The 17,985-nt window shown below is 37.0% G+C and carries 19 protein-coding genes; 17 read left to right on the top strand and 2 right to left on the bottom strand.

The window, feature by feature from the left end:
* The first annotated feature begins 420 nt into the window (after positions 1 to 420).
* The 7 genes from ACTQ54_RS10210 (at position 421) to ACTQ54_RS10180 (ending at position 7,036) form a co-directional block, all read left to right on the top strand.
* On the top strand, positions 421 to 1,407 hold the full coding sequence (locus ACTQ54_RS10210; protein ID WP_441756583.1) for a nuclease-related domain-containing protein: 987 nt from the start codon (positions 421 to 423) through the stop codon (positions 1,405 to 1,407).
* A 477-nt stretch (positions 1,408 to 1,884) separates the two neighbouring features.
* Complete coding sequence (locus ACTQ54_RS10205; RefSeq protein WP_441756552.1) at positions 1,885 to 3,930, top strand: heavy metal translocating P-type ATPase; 2,046 nt, start codon at positions 1,885 to 1,887, stop codon at positions 3,928 to 3,930.
* A gap of 130 nt (positions 3,931 to 4,060) precedes the next feature.
* Positions 4,061 to 5,254 carry an MFS transporter gene (locus tag ACTQ54_RS10200; RefSeq protein ID WP_441756550.1) on the top strand — a complete coding sequence of 398 codons (1,194 nt, stop codon included), beginning with the start codon at positions 4,061 to 4,063 and terminating at the stop codon, positions 5,252 to 5,254.
* 97 nt (positions 5,255 to 5,351) lie between these two features.
* Positions 5,352 to 5,519, top strand: coding sequence for a hypothetical protein (locus tag ACTQ54_RS10195; protein WP_441756548.1), 168 nt, complete (start codon positions 5,352 to 5,354; stop codon positions 5,517 to 5,519).
* Positions 5,516 to 5,707, top strand: a complete 192-nt coding sequence (locus ACTQ54_RS10190; protein WP_441756546.1) for a hypothetical protein — start codon at positions 5,516 to 5,518, stop codon at positions 5,705 to 5,707. Before ACTQ54_RS10195 ends, ACTQ54_RS10190 begins: the two co-directional genes overlap by 4 nt.
* 216 nt (positions 5,708 to 5,923) lie before the next feature.
* The gene (locus tag ACTQ54_RS10185) at positions 5,924 to 6,568 is read left to right on the top strand and encodes a hypothetical protein (protein WP_441756544.1); all 645 of its coding nucleotides are present in this window, start codon (positions 5,924 to 5,926) and stop codon (positions 6,566 to 6,568) included.
* An 18-nt stretch (positions 6,569 to 6,586) separates the two neighbouring features.
* Positions 6,587 to 7,036: a PPC domain-containing DNA-binding protein gene (locus tag ACTQ54_RS10180; protein ID WP_441756542.1), complete on the top strand. Its 450-nt coding sequence runs from the start codon at positions 6,587 to 6,589 to the stop codon at positions 7,034 to 7,036.
* A gap of 311 nt (positions 7,037 to 7,347) precedes the next feature.
* Here ACTQ54_RS10180 and ACTQ54_RS10175 read toward each other — a convergent pair whose 3' ends face one another.
* Entirely contained in the window at positions 7,348 to 7,761 is a 414-nt protein-coding gene (locus tag ACTQ54_RS10175; RefSeq protein WP_441756540.1) for a VOC family protein, read from the bottom strand.
* Between the two features lie 171 nt (positions 7,762 to 7,932).
* Here ACTQ54_RS10175 and ACTQ54_RS10170 point away from each other — a divergent pair, with 171 nt between their 5' ends.
* Positions 7,933 to 8,379 carry a YhcH/YjgK/YiaL family protein gene (locus ACTQ54_RS10170; RefSeq protein WP_441756539.1) on the top strand — a complete coding sequence of 149 codons (447 nt, stop codon included), beginning with the start codon at positions 7,933 to 7,935 and terminating at the stop codon, positions 8,377 to 8,379.
* Between the two features lie 128 nt (positions 8,380 to 8,507).
* Positions 8,508 to 8,819: a Crp/Fnr family transcriptional regulator gene (locus ACTQ54_RS10165; protein WP_441756537.1), complete on the top strand. Its 312-nt coding sequence runs from the start codon at positions 8,508 to 8,510 to the stop codon at positions 8,817 to 8,819.
* A gap of 177 nt (positions 8,820 to 8,996) precedes the next feature.
* Here the strand turns inward: ACTQ54_RS10165 and ACTQ54_RS10160 are convergent, their stop codons facing one another.
* Positions 8,997 to 9,392, bottom strand: coding sequence for a DUF4386 domain-containing protein (locus ACTQ54_RS10160; protein WP_441756535.1), 396 nt, complete (start codon positions 9,390 to 9,392; stop codon positions 8,997 to 8,999).
* 360 nt (positions 9,393 to 9,752) lie between these two features.
* Here ACTQ54_RS10160 and recQ point away from each other — a divergent pair, with 360 nt between their 5' ends.
* The 8 genes from recQ (at position 9,753) to ACTQ54_RS10120 (ending at position 17,913) form a co-directional block, all read left to right on the top strand.
* The gene (gene recQ, locus ACTQ54_RS10155) at positions 9,753 to 11,873 is read left to right on the top strand and encodes a DNA helicase RecQ (protein ID WP_441756533.1); all 2,121 of its coding nucleotides are present in this window, start codon (positions 9,753 to 9,755) and stop codon (positions 11,871 to 11,873) included.
* A 21-nt stretch (positions 11,874 to 11,894) separates the two neighbouring features.
* On the top strand, positions 11,895 to 12,203 hold the full coding sequence (locus tag ACTQ54_RS10150; RefSeq protein ID WP_441756531.1) for a putative quinol monooxygenase: 309 nt from the start codon (positions 11,895 to 11,897) through the stop codon (positions 12,201 to 12,203).
* 74 nt (positions 12,204 to 12,277) lie between these two features.
* On the top strand, positions 12,278 to 12,445 hold the full coding sequence (locus tag ACTQ54_RS10145) for a hypothetical protein (protein WP_441756529.1): 168 nt from the start codon (positions 12,278 to 12,280) through the stop codon (positions 12,443 to 12,445).
* Positions 12,423 to 13,067: a DsbA family oxidoreductase gene (locus tag ACTQ54_RS10140; protein WP_441756527.1), complete on the top strand. Its 645-nt coding sequence runs from the start codon at positions 12,423 to 12,425 to the stop codon at positions 13,065 to 13,067. The genes ACTQ54_RS10145 and ACTQ54_RS10140 overlap by 23 nt, the downstream gene beginning before the upstream one ends.
* A gap of 145 nt (positions 13,068 to 13,212) precedes the next feature.
* Positions 13,213 to 13,602, top strand: coding sequence for an FMN-binding protein (locus tag ACTQ54_RS10135; RefSeq protein WP_441756525.1), 390 nt, complete (start codon positions 13,213 to 13,215; stop codon positions 13,600 to 13,602).
* Positions 13,603 to 13,632: 30 nt separating this feature from the next.
* The gene (locus tag ACTQ54_RS10130; RefSeq protein WP_441756523.1) at positions 13,633 to 14,370 is read left to right on the top strand and encodes a sulfite exporter TauE/SafE family protein; all 738 of its coding nucleotides are present in this window, start codon (positions 13,633 to 13,635) and stop codon (positions 14,368 to 14,370) included.
* A gap of 88 nt (positions 14,371 to 14,458) precedes the next feature.
* A complete protein-coding gene (locus ACTQ54_RS10125; protein WP_441756521.1) occupies positions 14,459 to 15,790 on the top strand; it encodes a BREX system ATP-binding domain-containing protein in 1,332 nt (443 codons plus the stop codon).
* Entirely contained in the window at positions 15,790 to 17,913 is a 2,124-nt protein-coding gene (locus ACTQ54_RS10120; RefSeq protein ID WP_441756519.1) for a DEAD/DEAH box helicase, read from the top strand. The genes ACTQ54_RS10125 and ACTQ54_RS10120 overlap by 1 nt, the downstream gene beginning before the upstream one ends.
* Positions 17,914 to 17,985 lie beyond the last annotated feature (72 nt).

Raw genomic sequence — 17,985 nt, 5'->3', positions numbered from 1 at the left:
TGATGCTTCAGCTTCAATAGGTTATGCGGAATTTGTTGGCTGATTGAAGGGTTCTGGTTATTACGTCGATATTCTAGACAACGAGAAATTAAACCTTGTTAAAATGAACGTATCCTTTGAAGAAATCAAGCATCGAGTGATTCCAGTTTCCGATATTCGCTCGGTCACCATTTCAGGGCTCGCAATGAAAAGAGTCAAAATTAAAACTCAGGATGAGACCTTGAAGCTAGAATTTAATCATATAGCTTTGTCGAATCGCTCCTTACAATTGGACTTATTAAACCTCCATTCATCAATCCAAAATTAAATATCACTGTAAACTACCAAATTTTTGGTAGTTTTTTAATTTGTAATAATGGAATTCGTGATTTTTTACGTATATATGAGTAAAGGGTAAAAAAGGAGGATTCCGTTTTGAGAATGAGAAAATCACAGGAGCACCAATTATTGGAAGAGTTGCAATCACGTGGTCGTTTAAGCCCTACGGAAGAAAAAGAGTTATTTATTCGAAGGGTTGGTTTTGAAGGAGAGTTAGAGGCGTTTCAGTTGATCTCAGACTATAAAAAAAGTGAGTGGCAGTTGCTAAATGATTTGACCTTTAATCATGATTTTGGTGAGATTCAAGTGGATTTGTTGTTGATTACGCAGCTTGGCTGGTGGGTGTTTGAGGTGAAAAATTATGATTCGGATTATGAATATCGCGATGGAAAGTGGCTTGTCAATGGAAGGCCAAAAGCGCGAGATGATTTTGCGCAGTTGAAGCGAACGATGGAAATTTTTAAAAACATTCACCGGTCAAGTGGAAGTCGAGGTGAGCTGGTGGGAAAACTGTTGTTCATTAATGAATCGGATAGTGTCGAAATCGTTGGCGCTGATTCCGCTTTGTATTTGAAACGAGCGAAGTTAAAGCGGTATTTGCAGGAGTTGGCAGAAGATTGCACGATATTTATTGATGATACCGTGAATATAGAAAGGGAAGCGCAATGGTTGTTGTCGTGGACGGAAAAAAATTTACGTTTGAAGTCAATTACGGATGACCGTTTTGAAAGTTTGCGTAAAGGAATTTATTGTTATCTTTGTAGGAGTTTTAATACCGAGGTTGTTCGGTTCCATGTTTGTTGTCATGCATGCGGAAGTACAGAGGCTTCTGAAAAAGCCATATTGCGGACGATTTGTGGGTATGGTGTTTTATTTCCATATAAGAATTTGAAAACCAGCGAAGTGTTAAGCTTGTTTGGTGGGCAGGTGAAGTATTATAGAGTGAATAAAATTTTAAAGAAATATTTCGAGGTTAGCTCTTCAAAAGGGTCATTTATCAACCCAATTAATAGTTTTGAATATCAATTCTTAAACATAAAATTTAGATATATAGATAAGAGAAATTTAGGAATAAAAAAAGAAAGCTAAAGATAAAACGAGTGATATAGATATCACTCGACATCAGAACGAGTGATATAAATATCACTCGACATCAGAACGAGTGATATAAATATCACTCGACATCAAAACGAGTGATATCAGTATCACTCGAAATCAGAACGAGTGATATCAGTATCACTCGACATCAGAACGAGTGATATAAATATCACTCGACATCAAAACGAGTGATATCAGTATCACTCGACATCAGAACGAGTGATATAAATATCACTCGACATCAAAACGAGTGATATCAGTATCACTCGACATCAAAACGAGTGATATCAGTATCACTTGAAACGAAAATGAATGAGGGCTATATGATTCAAAGTAACTTATTATAGAAAAATAAATACCATTAAAAAAAAATTTGATTATTTAAGATATTTACGTTTACAAATGTAACCGCAAATGATATATTATATATAGTTACAAATGTTAACGATGAATTTGGAGGTATTTATTATGGGAGAACATAAAAAGAATACAAGTACACATCATAGTCACGAACATAAACACCATGAAAATCACAATCATCACGATCATCACGATCATCACGACCACAGCGGCCACAATCATCATCACCACCACCACGGGAATTTTAAAGGAATTTTCTTAAAGTCGCTGCCTTTGGCGATTCCGATTATGATTTTATCACCGATGATGGGGCTGACGTTGCCATTTCAATTTACTTTTCCATATTCGGATATCATCGTTGCGGTCTTTGCGACAGTGTTATTTATTTATGGAGGGAAGCCGTTTTATCAAGGGGCGGTGGACGAGTTTAAGCAGAAAGCGCCGGGGATGATGGCGTTGGTAACGATGGGGATTAGTGTGTCCTATGTGTATAGTATTTATGCAGTGATTGCGCGCTATACGACGGGCGAACATGTCATGGACTTTTTCTTTGAATTTGCTTCGCTGATTTTAATTATGCTTCTTGGACATTGGATTGAAATGAAAGCGGTCGGGGATGCGGGGGATGCGCAGGCGTCGCTAGCTGCATTAGTTCCAAAAGATGCGCATGTTGTGCTGGAAGATGGTACAACTGAAATGAAACCTGTCGCAGACCTCAAAATTGGCGACAAAGTGCGTGTGCAAGCTGGAGAAAATATCCCTGCCGATGGAAAAATCATTAGTGGCCAATCACGCGTCAATGAAGCACTTCTTACAGGGGAATCAAAGCCAATTACCAAAGAGCCGAATGATAAAGTTATCGGAGGTTCAACAAACGGTGATGGAACACTCACTATCGAAGTCACAGAAACAGGGGACAGTTCATTCGTTTCCCAAGTACAAGATTTAATTGCGCAGGCACAAAATCAGCCCTCGCGAGCGGAAGGACTTGCTCAAAAAGTTGCCGGTTGGTTATTCTATATTGCGGTAGCTGTGGCAATAATCACATTCATCGTTTGGACCATCGTGGCAGATTTACAAACGGCCATTAGTTATACGGTGACGACTCTTGTCATCGCATGTCCACATGCTTTAGGCTTAGCGATTCCTTTAGTTGTCGCACGTTCAACATCACTCGGTGCAAGTCGAGGGTTATTAGTGAAAGACCGCGAAGTCTTAGAATTAGCTGACAATGCCAACGTGATGATTTTAGATAAAACAGGTACGTTAACAACAGGCGAATTCAAAGTTTTAGAACTAGCATCAACAACTGACCAATACTCAAAAGAAGAAGTCACAGCGATTATGGCAGGAATTGAAGCCGGGTCTAGTCACCCAATTGCTCAATCCATTGTACAATATGCTAGCGAACAACAAATCGCACCAACTCATTTTGACGACACTGAAAATATCTCAGGTGCAGGTGTTAAAGGAACTGCCAATGGCAAAGAATATGCCCTAATTAGTGAAAAAACTTATAACAAATCCATCGACTTTAATCGCCCAACCGGCTCAACGATCAGTGTTCTTACTGAAAATAATCAAGCCATTGCGATTGTTGCACTTGGTGATGAGCTAAAAGAATCCAGTCGTGACCTGATTCAAACACTCAAAAATCATAACATACAAGCCATCATGGCAACCGGAGACAATGAGGCAGCCGCCGAAGAAGTGGCACAAGAACTTGGAATTGAATACCGTGCCAACCAGTCGCCGCAAGACAAATACAAACTAATTGAAGACCTTAAAAATCAAAACAAAACAATCATTATGGTCGGAGATGGTGTCAACGATGCGCCATCACTTGCGCTTGCTGATGTAGGTATCGCGATTGGTGCCGGAACTCAAGTCGCTCTCGATTCCGCCGACGTTATCCTAACTCAATCGAATCCGTCTGATATCGAAGCCTTTCTAGAACTAGCAACCAAAACCAATCGCAAAATGAAAGAAAACTTAATTTGGGGTGCAGGTTATAACTTCATCGCGATTCCTTTAGCCGCAGGCCTGCTAGCACCGATTGGCATCACCATTTCACCTGCCGTCGGCGCCATTCTAATGTCACTTTCAACCGTTATCGTAGCCATTAACGCCATGTTCCTTCGTCTTGACAATTAAAACCCCTCAAATAAATATCTCTGCTTTTCACACAGCAAGAAAGGCAGGGATATTTATTTTGCTTGGGGTTGTTGTTATTCATGGCACGAATTAGTATGATAGGCAGTAGTGAATATGTAGGAGGAAGTTGATGAAGAGGATCAATATCAATTATGGTGGCATGATGGGAAGTTATGATGTGGTGGTGGGTTCGATTTCGGCTTATAGCTCGGTATTTTTGCTGGCTCAAGGCCTGGATGATTTTATGATTGGCTTGATCACGTCAACCGCGAATCTAATCGCCAGTTTTATTCAACCTTGGCTGGCGGATAAAGTGGATAAGAGTATTAAACTCAACCTTTGGCATGTGAATCTGATGATTGTCATTCCTAGTTTGCTGTTATTAGTGGGTGTTTTGCTTGCTAACCGCATCGTGACGCTTGTGGCCGTTTTTTATATGTTGCTCTTAATGTTTCAAGTGACTCTGTTGCCTTTTTTAAGTGCGATTGGTGTTTACTTGATGAATAATCATTTTAAAATTAATTATGGCGCTTTTCGTGCATTTCAAAGTGCGTCTTTTGCAGTTACATCAACGGGGCTAGGGATTTTAGTTAATAAACTGGGAACCCAAGCTGTTATTTATGTCGCGATTCTAGGTTACCTTATTTACCTCACGCTACTCACGATTTTATATCAGACCGTTCTAAAGTCATTATTTGCACAGCGCTCGCAAGATATTAAATTAAATCCACTGGATGTTGCGCTACAACCCGCTAAAGAGCCTTTTTTTAATAAATATCCCCATTTTAAATATATTGTATTTGGCTCATTCTGTTTTTTTATTGGCCATAATTTTATTAACCTTTTTATGATTCAAATTGTCGAAAAACTTGGTGGAACAACTGAAAACATGGGCTTTGCGATGGGCCTTTCCGCAATCGCAGAAGTCCCCATTTTAATTATGTTTTCTCGAATCAACCGTCGTTTTTCAATTAATCAACTCATGATGACAGCAGCGATATTTTTTGCGATTAAAACGACCTTAACCTTTTTGACGCCCTCAATTTTAGGGATTTATGGGGCTCAGCTCTTACAGCCTTTTGCTTTTGGGATCTATATAGTGGCATCCGTTTATTATACAAATAGCCAAATGGAAGCAACCGACAAGGTCAAAGGGCAGTCGCTGATTACGACCGCCCATACGCTGGGTGCAGTCGCTGGAAGTTTTATTGGTGGTTGGCTCATTAATACTTATACCGTTCAACACGGCTTATTCTTTTGTATCGTTATGAGTATTTTAGGTGTGTGTTCTTATTACTTAGGACTTTTTCAAACCATAAAATAAATATCTCTGTTTCAAAGTGACTTTAGTAGTAAGTTTGATAAAATGATGGCATTATCAAAGCGTCAATCGACGCTTGGTCAATAATAGGAGGTTTGTGGTGAAATTAGTCCCTTATATAAATTTCCCTAACACACTTGATGTGCTTGAGTTTTACAAAAAGCTTGGTGCAGAAAATGTTCAAGTCTTACTTGCTTTCGATGAAATATTCGCAGATATGACCGAAGCAGAACGTCCTAACATCTTGACCCATCAAAGTTTGCCATGAATGCAAGTATTGAAATATTCGAGAACATCATTTTCCTTTCTGACACTTGGAATAATACGCCAGTTGATCACGAAGGGAGTAACCTTAGTTTTGTATTTGATTTAAACGATGAAGCAGAAGTTCAAAAAGTAAAAGATTTCTTTGACCATGCGGAAAAATTAGGTTGTGAAGAAACGATGACCTTTTGATCTACGGAGTGGACGGAATTATTTGGAATGCTTAGAGATCCTTTTGGGATATCTTGGATGTTTAGTGGCGAATAAAAAGTATGAACTTAAATCGGATTCTGTATTTTTATAGTATGGGGTTCGACTTTTTGTATTCATAACTTTTGAAAATATATTGATATTAAAGTACAATTATATTATGGAAACTGCTTAATTAAAAGAGAGGAAGAAAAGTATATGACAAAGATAATAAAAAAATATTTCCAGCTTGTATGGCTAATTTTATTAACAATCACAATGAATGGACAACTAACATCTGTCACAGCACAAGACGCCGTTTCTGGACTGGACTATGCCCCTGGCTTATATTATCAATTTTATGATTACAGTGGCGAAGGTAATGAGTTTGTACCTTATAAATCTTATTTTGACTATGCGCCAGACGAAGCAGGGATTTATCAAATTAGCGTGGATAACACCGGTACTACTGTCTCCTATGTTTATCAGATAAGAGAAGATGGTATTTATGAACTCGCTTATTTCCCTGAATCCTATGAGCAAAATGACTTTCGTTATTCTGAAGATGCAACGGATGGCATCGAAGCATTATTCTTACCGGCTAGTTTAGAAGTTGGGACAACTTTTTCACGTGGCTACAAGGCGGATCAAGATTATGTCGTGACGGATATTCTTGCCGAATTTGAATTAGAAGACATCACTTACTACAATGTTGTCGTTATCGAATCAACCTTTGAAACCGGTGAAGTACAACGATATTATTATGCTCCAAAAATTGGTGAAATTTATTCGGAATATGTGATTGATGAATCAATGAGTTTCACAACAACCATTAATATTTTACGTGGGCCAACCTATCAATAATGAAATGAGGCTTATTTAATGGAATATAAAAAACATGAAAAACATATTGTAGTTCGTTTAGATAAAGGTGATCGTGTGATGGAAAGTTTGCTGGCGATTGCTGAAAAAGAAAATGTCAAATCAGCCAGTATAACAGGATTAGGTGCGGTAGATATTGCCAATATCGCCTTTTTTGATATCGAAACAAAAGAATATCGCACACAGCAGTTTAATGAAATGTTTGAAGTGCTTAATTTAACAGGCTTTCTAACACAATTAGATAATAAGCTACATTCACATATACACATTACACTAGGTCGTTCGGATTATTCAGTTATTGGTGGCCACTTAATCGAAGCACAAATTGGTGTAACCTGTGAAATCGTCTTAAATATTTTAGACATTCCCATTCACCGCCAGCATGATGATGAATTAGGTATAGATACATTCGGTTTCCTACGTGAAGTAAAAGGACCAAGCATCTCTTAAATAAATAATAAAAAACAGAAATCACGAGCTCATTTGGGAGTGAGTGGTTTCTGTTTTTATTATGGTGTGTTTTTTTTAAAATTATTAACTGTTACGGCTAAAACAAAGTTACTTTTCTCCTCAATTGGCATCGAGTGAAGCTTAAAATAGTTTTTTCTGGCTAAAGAAAGGCAATAAATCAATAACCGTGTTTAATATCGGTGAAGACGGGCGTTGACCGACAATAACAGTTGTTAATGTCAATCAGAATCCTAATTGACCGACTTGTCCCAAAATAATTTTATTTGGGCTTTGGTTTATTCTAACATTACTTACTCCATCTCCGCTTGCATTTCTTGATATTTAGCGTAACGTTCTTCCAATGAAATTTCATCAATTATTTGGTTGATTGTCCAAGTATAACCGAACGGATCCAAAATAATCGCATGTTTTGTCCCCATGAATTCAGCGATTTCTTGAGTCACGATTGAACATTGTGGATGTGCTTTTTCAAGAACTTCTTCTACATTATCTACTGTTATTTGTAACCAAATTGAATCGACTTCATTCTTTTTAGGATGGAAACATTCGTAATTTTTATTTTCATCGATAAAGCGTAAATTAACATGTCCGACTTTAATATTTGCTTCATTTTCACCTTTACGATTTGGGAAATCATAGACATCTCCTACAATGCCATCAAATACATCATGATAAAAAATCATTGCCTTAATAGCATCCGACATTACAAAATTAAGCGTTAGCTAATTTTACATATTATTCCACCTTTACAATCTTAAATTCGTTATTTGCATACATAAAGCACCTCTTAAAATAAAATTATATTGCTTAGAAATCTGAACTGCTTTATGATGAATTTAGCAAGTTGAGAGATATTTATTTAAGGGGGGGTTAAAATGATTTTAGATCATATTGAGCATTTGAAACAGTATCCAGATATTTATAAAAAGATAGACGGTGTTCTGCAAACTGTTTTAACTCAGCAAAATTATGAAGTAGGTCAGCAGTATCCATTTGACAATGGTTTTTACTTTTTTGTTGAAGGGGAGACATTAGCGGCAGATTTCGGTGAATACGAGGCTCATCAAAAGTACCTAGACATCCAAATTTTGTTGGAAGGCAATGAGTTGTTATATTGGAGTCCAATTGAGGCGTTAACCGAAACGGTCGCTTATGATGAAAATAAAGATATTACATTTTTCACAGGTCCAAGCGACCATCCATTTTCAATTACAGCCGGAACAGCTTATGTTTTATTTCCATGGGATGGGCATAAAGCAGGACGCCATATTGTGACGCCAATGACCTACAAAAAAGCGGTCATTAAAATTGCAATAGATTAATTCAGCACAGCATTTTCTCCCTGTTTAGTAACGGAAGATTCTTGGAGGGCTATCATGAATCCATTATTACATCAATTTTTGAGTAATTTAAATTTATCAGCCGACGAAGTTAAAGAACTAGGCATGATTTGGATGTTAGAGATTATCTAAAAGGAACGATTTTACTTGAACAGGGCGAAGTTTCTGATGATTGTTATTTTGTTTTAAAAGGTTGTGTTCGTCAATATGCCATTGATGAAGATGGTAAAGAGCAGACGATTAATTTTTTTACTGAATTTGATACTGCGATGATTTATAGAAGTTACACACTAAGGATTCCTTCAGACTATTCATTAGCCTGCACAGAAGATTCGGTCTTACTCGTTGGAGATTTCTTTAGTGAGTCGGCGATGTTTGAAAAGTATCCTACTCTCGTTAATCTTACACATTCATTTATGTAAGAAAATTTAATGGCAAGTCAAGAAGACAAAGCAACCTTTGTTACTCTGTCTCCACAAGAGAGGTATTTGAATTTGCTAGAAGAACAACCTGACTTAGTTGAGCGTGTTCCTTAGCATCAATTAGCTTCTTATTTAGGGATTACGGTTGAGTCACTGAGTCGGATTAAAAAGCGTCTATCAACGCCCTTTGAATATTAGCCACAAGCATAAACCAAGTTCACCGATAATCACGAGTAAGGTTAAAACATTTTCAACGAGGATTGCCACGGATTCAACAGAAGGACTACTTGAATCAAATGAATGAACGAGACAATAGGAAATTCCTGCTAATATCACCAAATAGGCAAGGACTTTTAGAATAAATATCACTTTTAAACTGATAAAACCAACTAAGATTAAGTGAAATCCAAATAGGATTAGGCCAAATGACCAAACAAGGTTGAAATTTTTTAGAGCAATTCGATCGTTTGGCTGGCAGCAGAGATATTTATTAGGTTGAGAATTTAAATGAGAAAGCTGACGGAAAAGGCTGGCGAGAAGGGAAAGGGCATGGTTTGTTTGTTGGAGAAGCAAATGAAGTGCCCAAGTGACGATAATGTCTAAGATGAGGACAATTAGCCAAAGAAAAATTTCTAGTGTTAAAAGATGGCTTGCTTAAAAATTGAAGCTGTTGGAAGTGAAAATCATTGGATGGAGGCTGCCGAAAGCGACTCCAGATGTGATTGCCATAAGGATTAGTGTGACTCCGAGGATGAGGCTAAGTTGACGGTTAGAAAAAGAAGTTTTCATTTTTATCCCTCCGATTATTTTGTTAAATCAATCATATTAAATTATGATAAATGGCGCATTGACTTAAGTTAAGGCGTCATTTTCAGTTTTTAGGGAACGTGTTATAATACCAATAGCTAATGAATTGATAGGAGGAGTGACGAAGTGCCAAGAAGTTTAGAATCCGTTTTACAGCAATATTTTGGCTACAGTCACTTTAGACCAGGTCAAAAAGAAATAATTACGACTTTGTTGTCCCAACAAGATAGTTTAGGTGTTTTGCCAACGGGTGGAGGTAAATCGATTTGTTACCAGTTACCTGCACTGGTTATGCCAGGGTTAACTGTCGTTGTTTCACCTTTAATTTCTTTAATGAAAGATCAAGTGGATACATTGCAACAACAAGGGATTGCGGCTGCTTATTTAAATTCCACCATTTCAGAAGAAGATTTTCAGAATATAATTACTCAGTTAAATCAAAGAGCTTTAAAATTATTGTATGTTGCGCCGGAACGGCTAGAAAACAATGGTTTTACAGACTATTTAAGCCGACAAAATATCTCCATGGTAGCCGTTGATGAGGCTCACTGTGTGTCGCAATGGGGCTTTGATTTTAGGCCGAGTTATCGAAATATCAATCAATTTGTCCAACAATTACCGACACGTCCGGTTGTAGCAGCCTTTACTGCAACAGCGACTAAGTTGGTACAAGAAGATATTGTTGCGCAATTGCAATTGGAAAAACCGAAGGTATTTATTAATTCATTCGATCGACCAAACATTAAATTTTCCGTCTTGGAACCTGCTAATCGGATGTCGACTTTATATCAATTGATCAACCACAATGAAGCTATCATCATTTATGCTAATACGCGCAAACGCGTCGATAAACTCTATGATGATTTGCGGAAAAATGGCTATGCAGTGGGGCGTTACCATGCCGGGATGTCGAATGACGAACGATTGAAGGCTCAAGATGCATTTATTAATGATGAGACGAATTTAATTGTGGCGACAAATGCCTTTGGAATGGGGATTGATAAGACTGATGTTAGGAAAGTTATCCATTTCAACCTGCCTAAAGACCTTGAAAGTTACTATCAAGAAGCCGGTCGGTCTGGACGTGACTCGTTACCATCTGAAGCGCTTTTGTTATATAAAGCGCAAGATATTATGACAAATAAATTTTTGATTGCTCAAAGCAATGATGAACTTTCGCAACAACGTTTGGATATTATGATTCAATATGCTAATTTTACAGGTTGCTTACGCAATTTCACCTTGAGGTATTTTGGCGAACAGCCCACAATGCCATGTGGAAACTGCTCGAATTGTGTGAACCCGGTCAAATTTACTGATGTAACCAAAGAAGGTCAAATGATTCTTTCTTGTATGTTGAGAATGAAATATCACTATGGTTCAACCATGATTATTGATGTTTTACGGGGGAGCAAAAATCAACGTGTTTTAGAAAATCGTTTTGATCAACTCTCGACCTATGGTTTGATGGCTAATTATTCGACACAGCAAATTCGTGATATTATTTCAGCGCTGGTAGCCCATGATTATATAGGTTTAACTGAACATCGAGGTCTTTTTGTAAAGGAAAGTGCCAAAGCGATTATCAAGGGCGAGGCCAAATTGACGATTAAACAACGTCAATACCAAGCTGAAACGAGCAGTCGAACCTCAATCAGTCGCAGTCAAAACGCTGTTAATCAAGACTTATTTGAAAAATTACGTCAAGTTCGTGCTGACCTTGCTAAAGCCGAGTCGGTACCGGCTTACATCGTCTTTTCAAACAAATCTCTTGAGGACATGGCTAGTTCGATGCCACGTTCTTATGCTGAATTTCTACAAGTCGAAGGTGTCGGTACAGTTAAAGCTGAAAAATATGCCGGACATTTCCTGCCCGCCATTGAAAATTTCTTAAGTTCAACCCCATCAAATAAATATCTCGATACTGACCAAGGTCGTGCGAGTGAACCAGCTTCATTTAAACAAAGTTTAACCTTAGCTAACGAAGGTTTAACTCCATACGAGATTGCGATTGAAATAGGAATAACAGAAGGGACTATATTAAATCATCTACAAAAAGCAGCTGAAGAAGGGGAGTTAGAGGAATTTAAGGCTGAAATATCGTCATCAGTCAAACGACAGATTAAGCAACAATTCCAAAAGGTTGGGATAGATTCACTTTCAGCCGTCAAAATTGCCTTGCCTGAAGCAGTTTCCTATAATGATATTAAATATGTATTGATTGATTATTTGGTCAATGATATTTAAAAAAATTAGGAGTCAATCACGATGCAAAGATATGCAGTGAATAGAAGTACTACAGCAACTCCAGGCAAAGGCGAAGAATTACAGAGATATTTATTAGAGGATGCAGAGGGAATGTTGGCGGTCGACAACTGCTATTGCTATATCGTTGGTGTGAATGAAGATGAGCCTGACAAAGTTTTCGCCTATGAAGTTTGGGAAGATGCTGCGGCCCATCAAGCATCTTTGCAAATGGATGTATTTCGACAATTGATTAATAAAGCAAAGCCAATTATTGCAGGAATGGAAGATTATCCAGATTTAACGATTATTGGTGGTAAAGCAACCTTTTAATTAAGTGAATTCATTCCAATACACATTAGAATGTAGTGTAATAGATATAGTGCGCTATGAAAGGAATGAATCATATGACGACTGAAAATAAAACAATGAAAATATTTGAATTTATAGATACTACTGAATCTATGGCTTACACGTGTGATATTGAGACAGGTATTTGTGGACCCATAGAATTAAATAAGGAAGAAAAATTAAGCGAGGGGGACAATAATAATGAAAATAACGATTTGGTCTGATTTCGTCTGTCCTTTTTGCTACATTGGAACAACGAATTTAAAGGATGCTTTAGATAAATTTGAGCACCGTGATGAAGTAGAAATTGAGTATAAGAGTTACCAATTAGATCCAACAGCAGAACATATTCCAGGTAAATCTTATGTCGAAACTTTGGCGGCTAAAAAAGGCGTTTCAGCGGATGAAATGCGCGCTTCTTTTGGTCAAATAACTAAAATGGCAAAAGATAGTGGATTAGATTTTAATTTTGATATTATACAAGAGTCAAATACACTTGATGCACATCGTGTTTTTCAATATGCTACTAATGAAGGTAAGGGAATTGATTTCTTCAACCGTTTGTATAAAGCCGTTTTTGAAGAAGGTTTAGTTTTAAGTGATCATGAAACCTTAGTAGAATTAAGTAAAACTGTTGGTTTAGAGGAAGGCGCTGTTCGTTCAATTTTGGATAATCCAGCGATTAACTTGAACCAAGTTCAACAAGATGTCATGACCGCCAATCAAATTGGTATTCAAGGTGTACCATTCTTTGTGTTTAACAACCAATATGGGGTGCCTGGTGCACAGCCCGTAACCGTTTTCGAAAAAGCATTAAATCAAATTTATAATGAGACGCATGCTTAAATAAATTAATATTAGTGAGGCTGATAATTCAAATTGTCAGCCTCTTTTTTGATGTCTTTTCAACAAAACGCTTTTTAAGGCTTTTAATAATATGTAGAATAGTCTACAATTTGATAATGAATAGATTTTATAAGGAGAGAAAAGATTGTACGATAAAAAAATGTTTAGAGTTGTGGTTGCTTCATTAAGCGTTTTAATTATTATGATGGCATCGATATTTATTATATTTCAATGGCAGTATCGCTCCATTAACTATACTAACATCGATATGGCAGATGTTGCTGATGGGATTTATAGAGGAAGAGTCGATACCTTACTTTTAAAAGTTGAAATCGATGTTGAAGTGGAAGATCATAAAATCAAAAATATTGAATTTGTCGACCATGTAACAACTTATGAAGAAGTTGGCGAACATATTGTGAACAAGATTATTGAAGAAAATTCTTATCAGATTGATGTTGTTACTTCTGCTACAGCTTCTACAAAGGTCATCACAAGTGCAGTGAATAAAGCATTAGAATCGGCAGTTGAATAATAAAAAGATTCATTGAGGTGATATTTATTGATGGGATTAAATATAAGTGAATGGTTGATGCTAGTTGTAGTGGCCTTAATTGTGGGTTTTTCTAAAGCAGGGATTCAAGGAGCTACCATGCCAGCGGTCGCGATTTTAGCTACAATGTTTGGCGGGAAAGCTTCTGCAGGGATCATGTTACCCATGCTTATCGTCGGCGATATAGCAGCGGTTTATCAATATGGTAAAGAAGGAAGATTAAAGGACATTTTAAAACTCATGCCTGCTTCAGTCACTGGTATTATCCTAGGAGCATTGGTCGGTAATTATTTGAATGATCAGCAGTTCAAATTTATTATGGGCATCATTGTTTTATTTTGCTTAGCTTTACTAATTATTCGTCAATTACAAAAGAAAGCCGTTGAGTTGCCAGACAATCTTTGGTTAACGCAACTGGTCGGTATTACCAGCGGCTTTTCATCAATGGTTGGAAATGCTTCAGGTCCAATATTTAATGTTTATATTTTAGCCCAAAACTTAAATAAAAATACCATGATTGGAACAACTGCTTGGTTTTTCTTGATCATTAATTTACTAAAGGTTCCATTTCATGTCTTTTTATGGGGAACCATTACGTGGGAAACAATGTCTTATACATTAATTTTGATTCCTTTTATTGGAATTGGCGCTTTAATCGGCATTTGGTTAATTAAACATATTAATGAGTCCAGCTATAAATATCTCATTATTATCCTAACTGCCATTTCAGCAATCAATTTATTATTTTAAAACATCGGTTAATATAGCGAACAAACGTTTGGTTGTAGCATGATATTATGATACAATTGCAGTATATGTAGATGAAGGAGTGGACCTAATGGTGGTGTCGGTTAACCGTAAAGATGCAGATAGTATCATTAAAGCGTTAGAAGCAGGTGTTGTGCCTAAACGAGGCGTCCAATACTTGCTTGTTGGGCGTCGTCATGAAGTAGAAGAAGTCATTCAAACTTTAGAAGATGTTAGTCAAGGTAGCAGTGATTTGCGAATTTGGGTGGGAGATTTTGGTAGTGGGAAAAGCTTTATGTTGCAGACTATTCAAAATTTAGCCCAGCAGAAAAACTTCGTCAGTTCAACCGTTGATCTAACACCGAATCGACGTCTTTACGCTACTGACGGGAGTGCTGTTGCTTTATATACTGAAATTATGGATAAATTAGTCACCAAATCTGCCCAAAATGGGAATGTGCTTAATACCATTGTTGAGGAATGGATTATGCAGATTATCCAAGATCTTTCTAATAAATATCACCTTAGCCAAGCCGACATTATGGACGATAAATATAGCTCTGAAATAGAAAATATTATTTTAGATACTTTTGCGAAATTTCAATCGGTTGCTTTATCTTTTGAGTTTGGCCAAGCCATTATTCAATATTATCGAGGATTAATTCATAAAGATAGACAGCAAATGTTACAAGCGATTCGTTGGTTAAGAGGCGATATTCGTACGATGACTGAAAGTAAGCAAGCGCTAGGTATTAATCGTATTATTCGCGATGATAATTGGTATGATGCCATAAAAACCATGTCAGAATTATTTATTGGGATTGGCTATAGTGGGTTTGTAGTGAATTTGGATGAGGCAGTTAATATTTATAAATTGTCTAACAGTGTTTCGCGGGAACGCAATTATGAGCGGATTTTGAATATTTATAATGAATGTAAGGCTGATGTTGCTCGAGCTTTGTTTGTCAATTTAGGTGCAACACGCAAGACGGTTTATAATAATGTGCGTGGCATGGCTTCGTATGGTGCTTTACAAGGGCGTTTAGGTCTCGAAGAGCGAATGGATTCGGATTTATTGAATACAAATCGGACAACTTTACCTCTGAAACCATTGACCAATGAAGAAATTTATACTTTACTATCTAATTTAATTCAGATTTACCAAGTAAATTATAAATCTAATGTAAGTTTAACTGAAGCCGAAATTGTGCAATATATGGAAATTCAATTGAATCGTCCCGGTGCAGACGAATTTTTAACCCCACGTGCGGTGATTAAAGATTTTATTGAATTGTTGGATTTGATGCGTCAAAATCCAACTATTACAGTATCTGATGCTTTACAAGATAAGTTTGGCTCTGTTGCTGCCCCTGTTCAAAAAGATGCAGCCAATACGGATGACGATCAAATTGAGGTGTTTTAATGGCAGATGCATTTTCCTTATTAAATCGGTCTTTACGTGAATATATTTATGATAGTGGTTGGCAGGAATTACGACCGATACAGAAAAAAGCGATTATTTTTAGTCAAGAAAGTGATAATAATTTCATACTCGCAGCCCCAACTGCTTCAGGTAAAACTGAAGCAGCTTTTTTGCCCGCCATCAATCAAATTGAAAATTGGCACGATGGCGTGAAAATTTTATATATTTCACCTTTAATTGCTTTAATCAATGATCAATTCAAGCGTCTGATGCAAATGTGTCAAGATTTAGAAATCAGTGTGACAAGTTGGCATGGCGAAGCGAATCAAACGAAGAAAAAAGAATTAGTGAAACACCCAAATGGGATTGTTTTAATCACACCTGAATCGATTGAGGCGATGTTAGTCAACCGCCCTCATGAAGCTCGCCATCTTTTCGCTAAGACAGAATGGATTATCATTGATGAAATTCATAGTTTTTTAGGCGAAAACCGTGGCATACAAGTCATGTCGTTAATGAATCGTTTGTCATTTTATATGACGAAACAACCCCGTTGTGTTGGTTTATCAGCTACTTTAAATCGAGAAGACTTTATGCGAACTAAGTTGTTTTTTCAAAATAATCGAGAAACATCGATTATTGTAGACCGTGGGCAAAATGAACGTGAACATGAAATTTTCTATTTTCCTAAACAAAAAAGTGATGAATCTTCTTTTTTTAAAGGAATTGACGTTATTTACAATGCTGCACAAGCTGAGGCCATGTTAGTTTTTCCAAATAGTCGTAATAAAGTGGAAGAAATTGGTTCTTCGCTTAATCGACTGGCTGAGAAAAACAAACAAAATCAAGCTAGTTTCTTTGTTCATCATGCCTCTTTACCAAAGGATACACGGCTCTTTGCAGAACAGTTTGCAAAAGAAAGTCGTGGCCGCAAATTTACCATTTGCTGTACGTCAACTTTAGAATTAGGGATTGATATTGGTTCAGTTGATAGTATTATCCAATATGGACCGCCACCTAATGTGTCTACATTATCACAACGTCTTGGCCGGTCAGGACGTCGAACGGGAGTGAATAAATTACGGTTTATTGCTCATGAAGGCTGGGAATTACTTCAAGGCATTGCGGCCATTCAATTACTCGAAGAAGGTCTTTTGGATAGTAATCCACAAATAGAACAACCCTATGATGTCTTAGCTCATCAAATCATTTCCTTGGTTATCGAACACAATGGTTTGACGTTGGGAGCTTTGAAGGAACATTTGAGTCGAGGAAATTTATGGCGTCATATTGAGGAAAATGATTTAGAGTATTTAGTAGAAAGCATGATTAAGAAAGAATATCTTGAAGAAATGGATAACTTTGAATTTATTTCGGGAAATGCAGCTCAACCAATGTTACGAATGGCTGAATTTTATACCCAGTTTTCAACCGAACCTGAATTGAGTGTTTACCATGACTTGAAAAACATCGGAACGATTGCTGTTGAACCTGGGTTAACTAACGGTGATAATATATTATTAAGTGGTAAAGTTTGGCAAATTTTATGGATAGACATTGGCAAAAAGCAAGTACATGTCATTCCTGCACATAAAGGGGAAGCCTATTTTGAATCTAAAGATCGACTCGATACCTCTTCGCTTATACGCCAACGGATGAAAGAATTGTTATTGTCAGCTGATTGGAGCGAATATGATCCAAGCATCCAGCAAACTTTTGAAATGATGGCAGCATCCGTTATTAAAAGAGATGGATTTTATTTCCATCTTACCGATAATGGTGACCCATGGTTAGTTAGCTTCTTAGGATCAAAAGCTAATCGAACTCTAGTTTATTTATTAAATTTAGTGACCGGTCGGACCTTTAAACAAGGAAGTAGTTCAGTCTTTATTTCTGGAGAAGAGATTCGTCAGGCACTTGAACAAGCCAGTCAAGCTGAAGTGAGCCGTGCGGACTGGGTGAATTATTTTAAACATAATGATTTTATTTTGCAAGCAGAAACGGCTTATTTAAAATATCAAAAGTTGGTTCCTAAGGATTTATTGATTGAATATGTCATCAATGAATCTCTTGCTTTAGAAGAAGTGAATGAGTTTTTAAAAGGTGATCCATATATCGCATAAATGATGTGATTTTAATCTTTTACAGAGTATAATGTCAATTAAATAACACAGCCACATTTGAAAGACAGGTGA

It is taken from the genome of Fundicoccus sp. Sow4_H7, from assembly GCF_052115865.1.
Taxonomy (GTDB): Bacteria; Bacillota; Bacilli; order Lactobacillales; family Aerococcaceae; genus Fundicoccus_A.
This window is presented reverse-complemented; position numbering and strand designations above follow the sequence as displayed.

Coding starts and splice junctions, on each gene's coding strand:
- ACTQ54_RS10210 (WP_441756583.1), top strand. CDS start 421: ATGAGAAAATCACAGGAGCACCAATTATTGGAAGAGTTGCAATCACGT.
- ACTQ54_RS10205 (WP_441756552.1), top strand. CDS start 1,885: ATGGGAGAACATAAAAAGAATACAAGTACACATCATAGTCACGAACAT.
- ACTQ54_RS10200 (WP_441756550.1), top strand. CDS start 4,061: ATGAAGAGGATCAATATCAATTATGGTGGCATGATGGGAAGTTATGAT.
- ACTQ54_RS10190 (WP_441756546.1), top strand. CDS start 5,516: ATGAATGCAAGTATTGAAATATTCGAGAACATCATTTTCCTTTCTGAC.
- ACTQ54_RS10185 (WP_441756544.1), top strand. CDS start 5,924: ATGACAAAGATAATAAAAAAATATTTCCAGCTTGTATGGCTAATTTTA.
- ACTQ54_RS10180 (WP_441756542.1), top strand. CDS start 6,587: ATGGAATATAAAAAACATGAAAAACATATTGTAGTTCGTTTAGATAAA.
- ACTQ54_RS10175 (WP_441756540.1), bottom strand. CDS start 7,761: ATGTCGGATGCTATTAAGGCAATGATTTTTTATCATGATGTATTTGAT.
- ACTQ54_RS10170 (WP_441756539.1), top strand. CDS start 7,933: ATGATTTTAGATCATATTGAGCATTTGAAACAGTATCCAGATATTTAT.
- ACTQ54_RS10150 (WP_441756531.1), top strand. CDS start 11,895: ATGCAAAGATATGCAGTGAATAGAAGTACTACAGCAACTCCAGGCAAA.
- ACTQ54_RS10145 (WP_441756529.1), top strand. CDS start 12,278: ATGACGACTGAAAATAAAACAATGAAAATATTTGAATTTATAGATACT.
- ACTQ54_RS10140 (WP_441756527.1), top strand. CDS start 12,423: ATGAAAATAACGATTTGGTCTGATTTCGTCTGTCCTTTTTGCTACATT.
- ACTQ54_RS10130 (WP_441756523.1), top strand. CDS start 13,633: ATGGGATTAAATATAAGTGAATGGTTGATGCTAGTTGTAGTGGCCTTA.
- ACTQ54_RS10125 (WP_441756521.1), top strand. CDS start 14,459: ATGGTGGTGTCGGTTAACCGTAAAGATGCAGATAGTATCATTAAAGCG.
- ACTQ54_RS10120 (WP_441756519.1), top strand. CDS start 15,790: ATGGCAGATGCATTTTCCTTATTAAATCGGTCTTTACGTGAATATATT.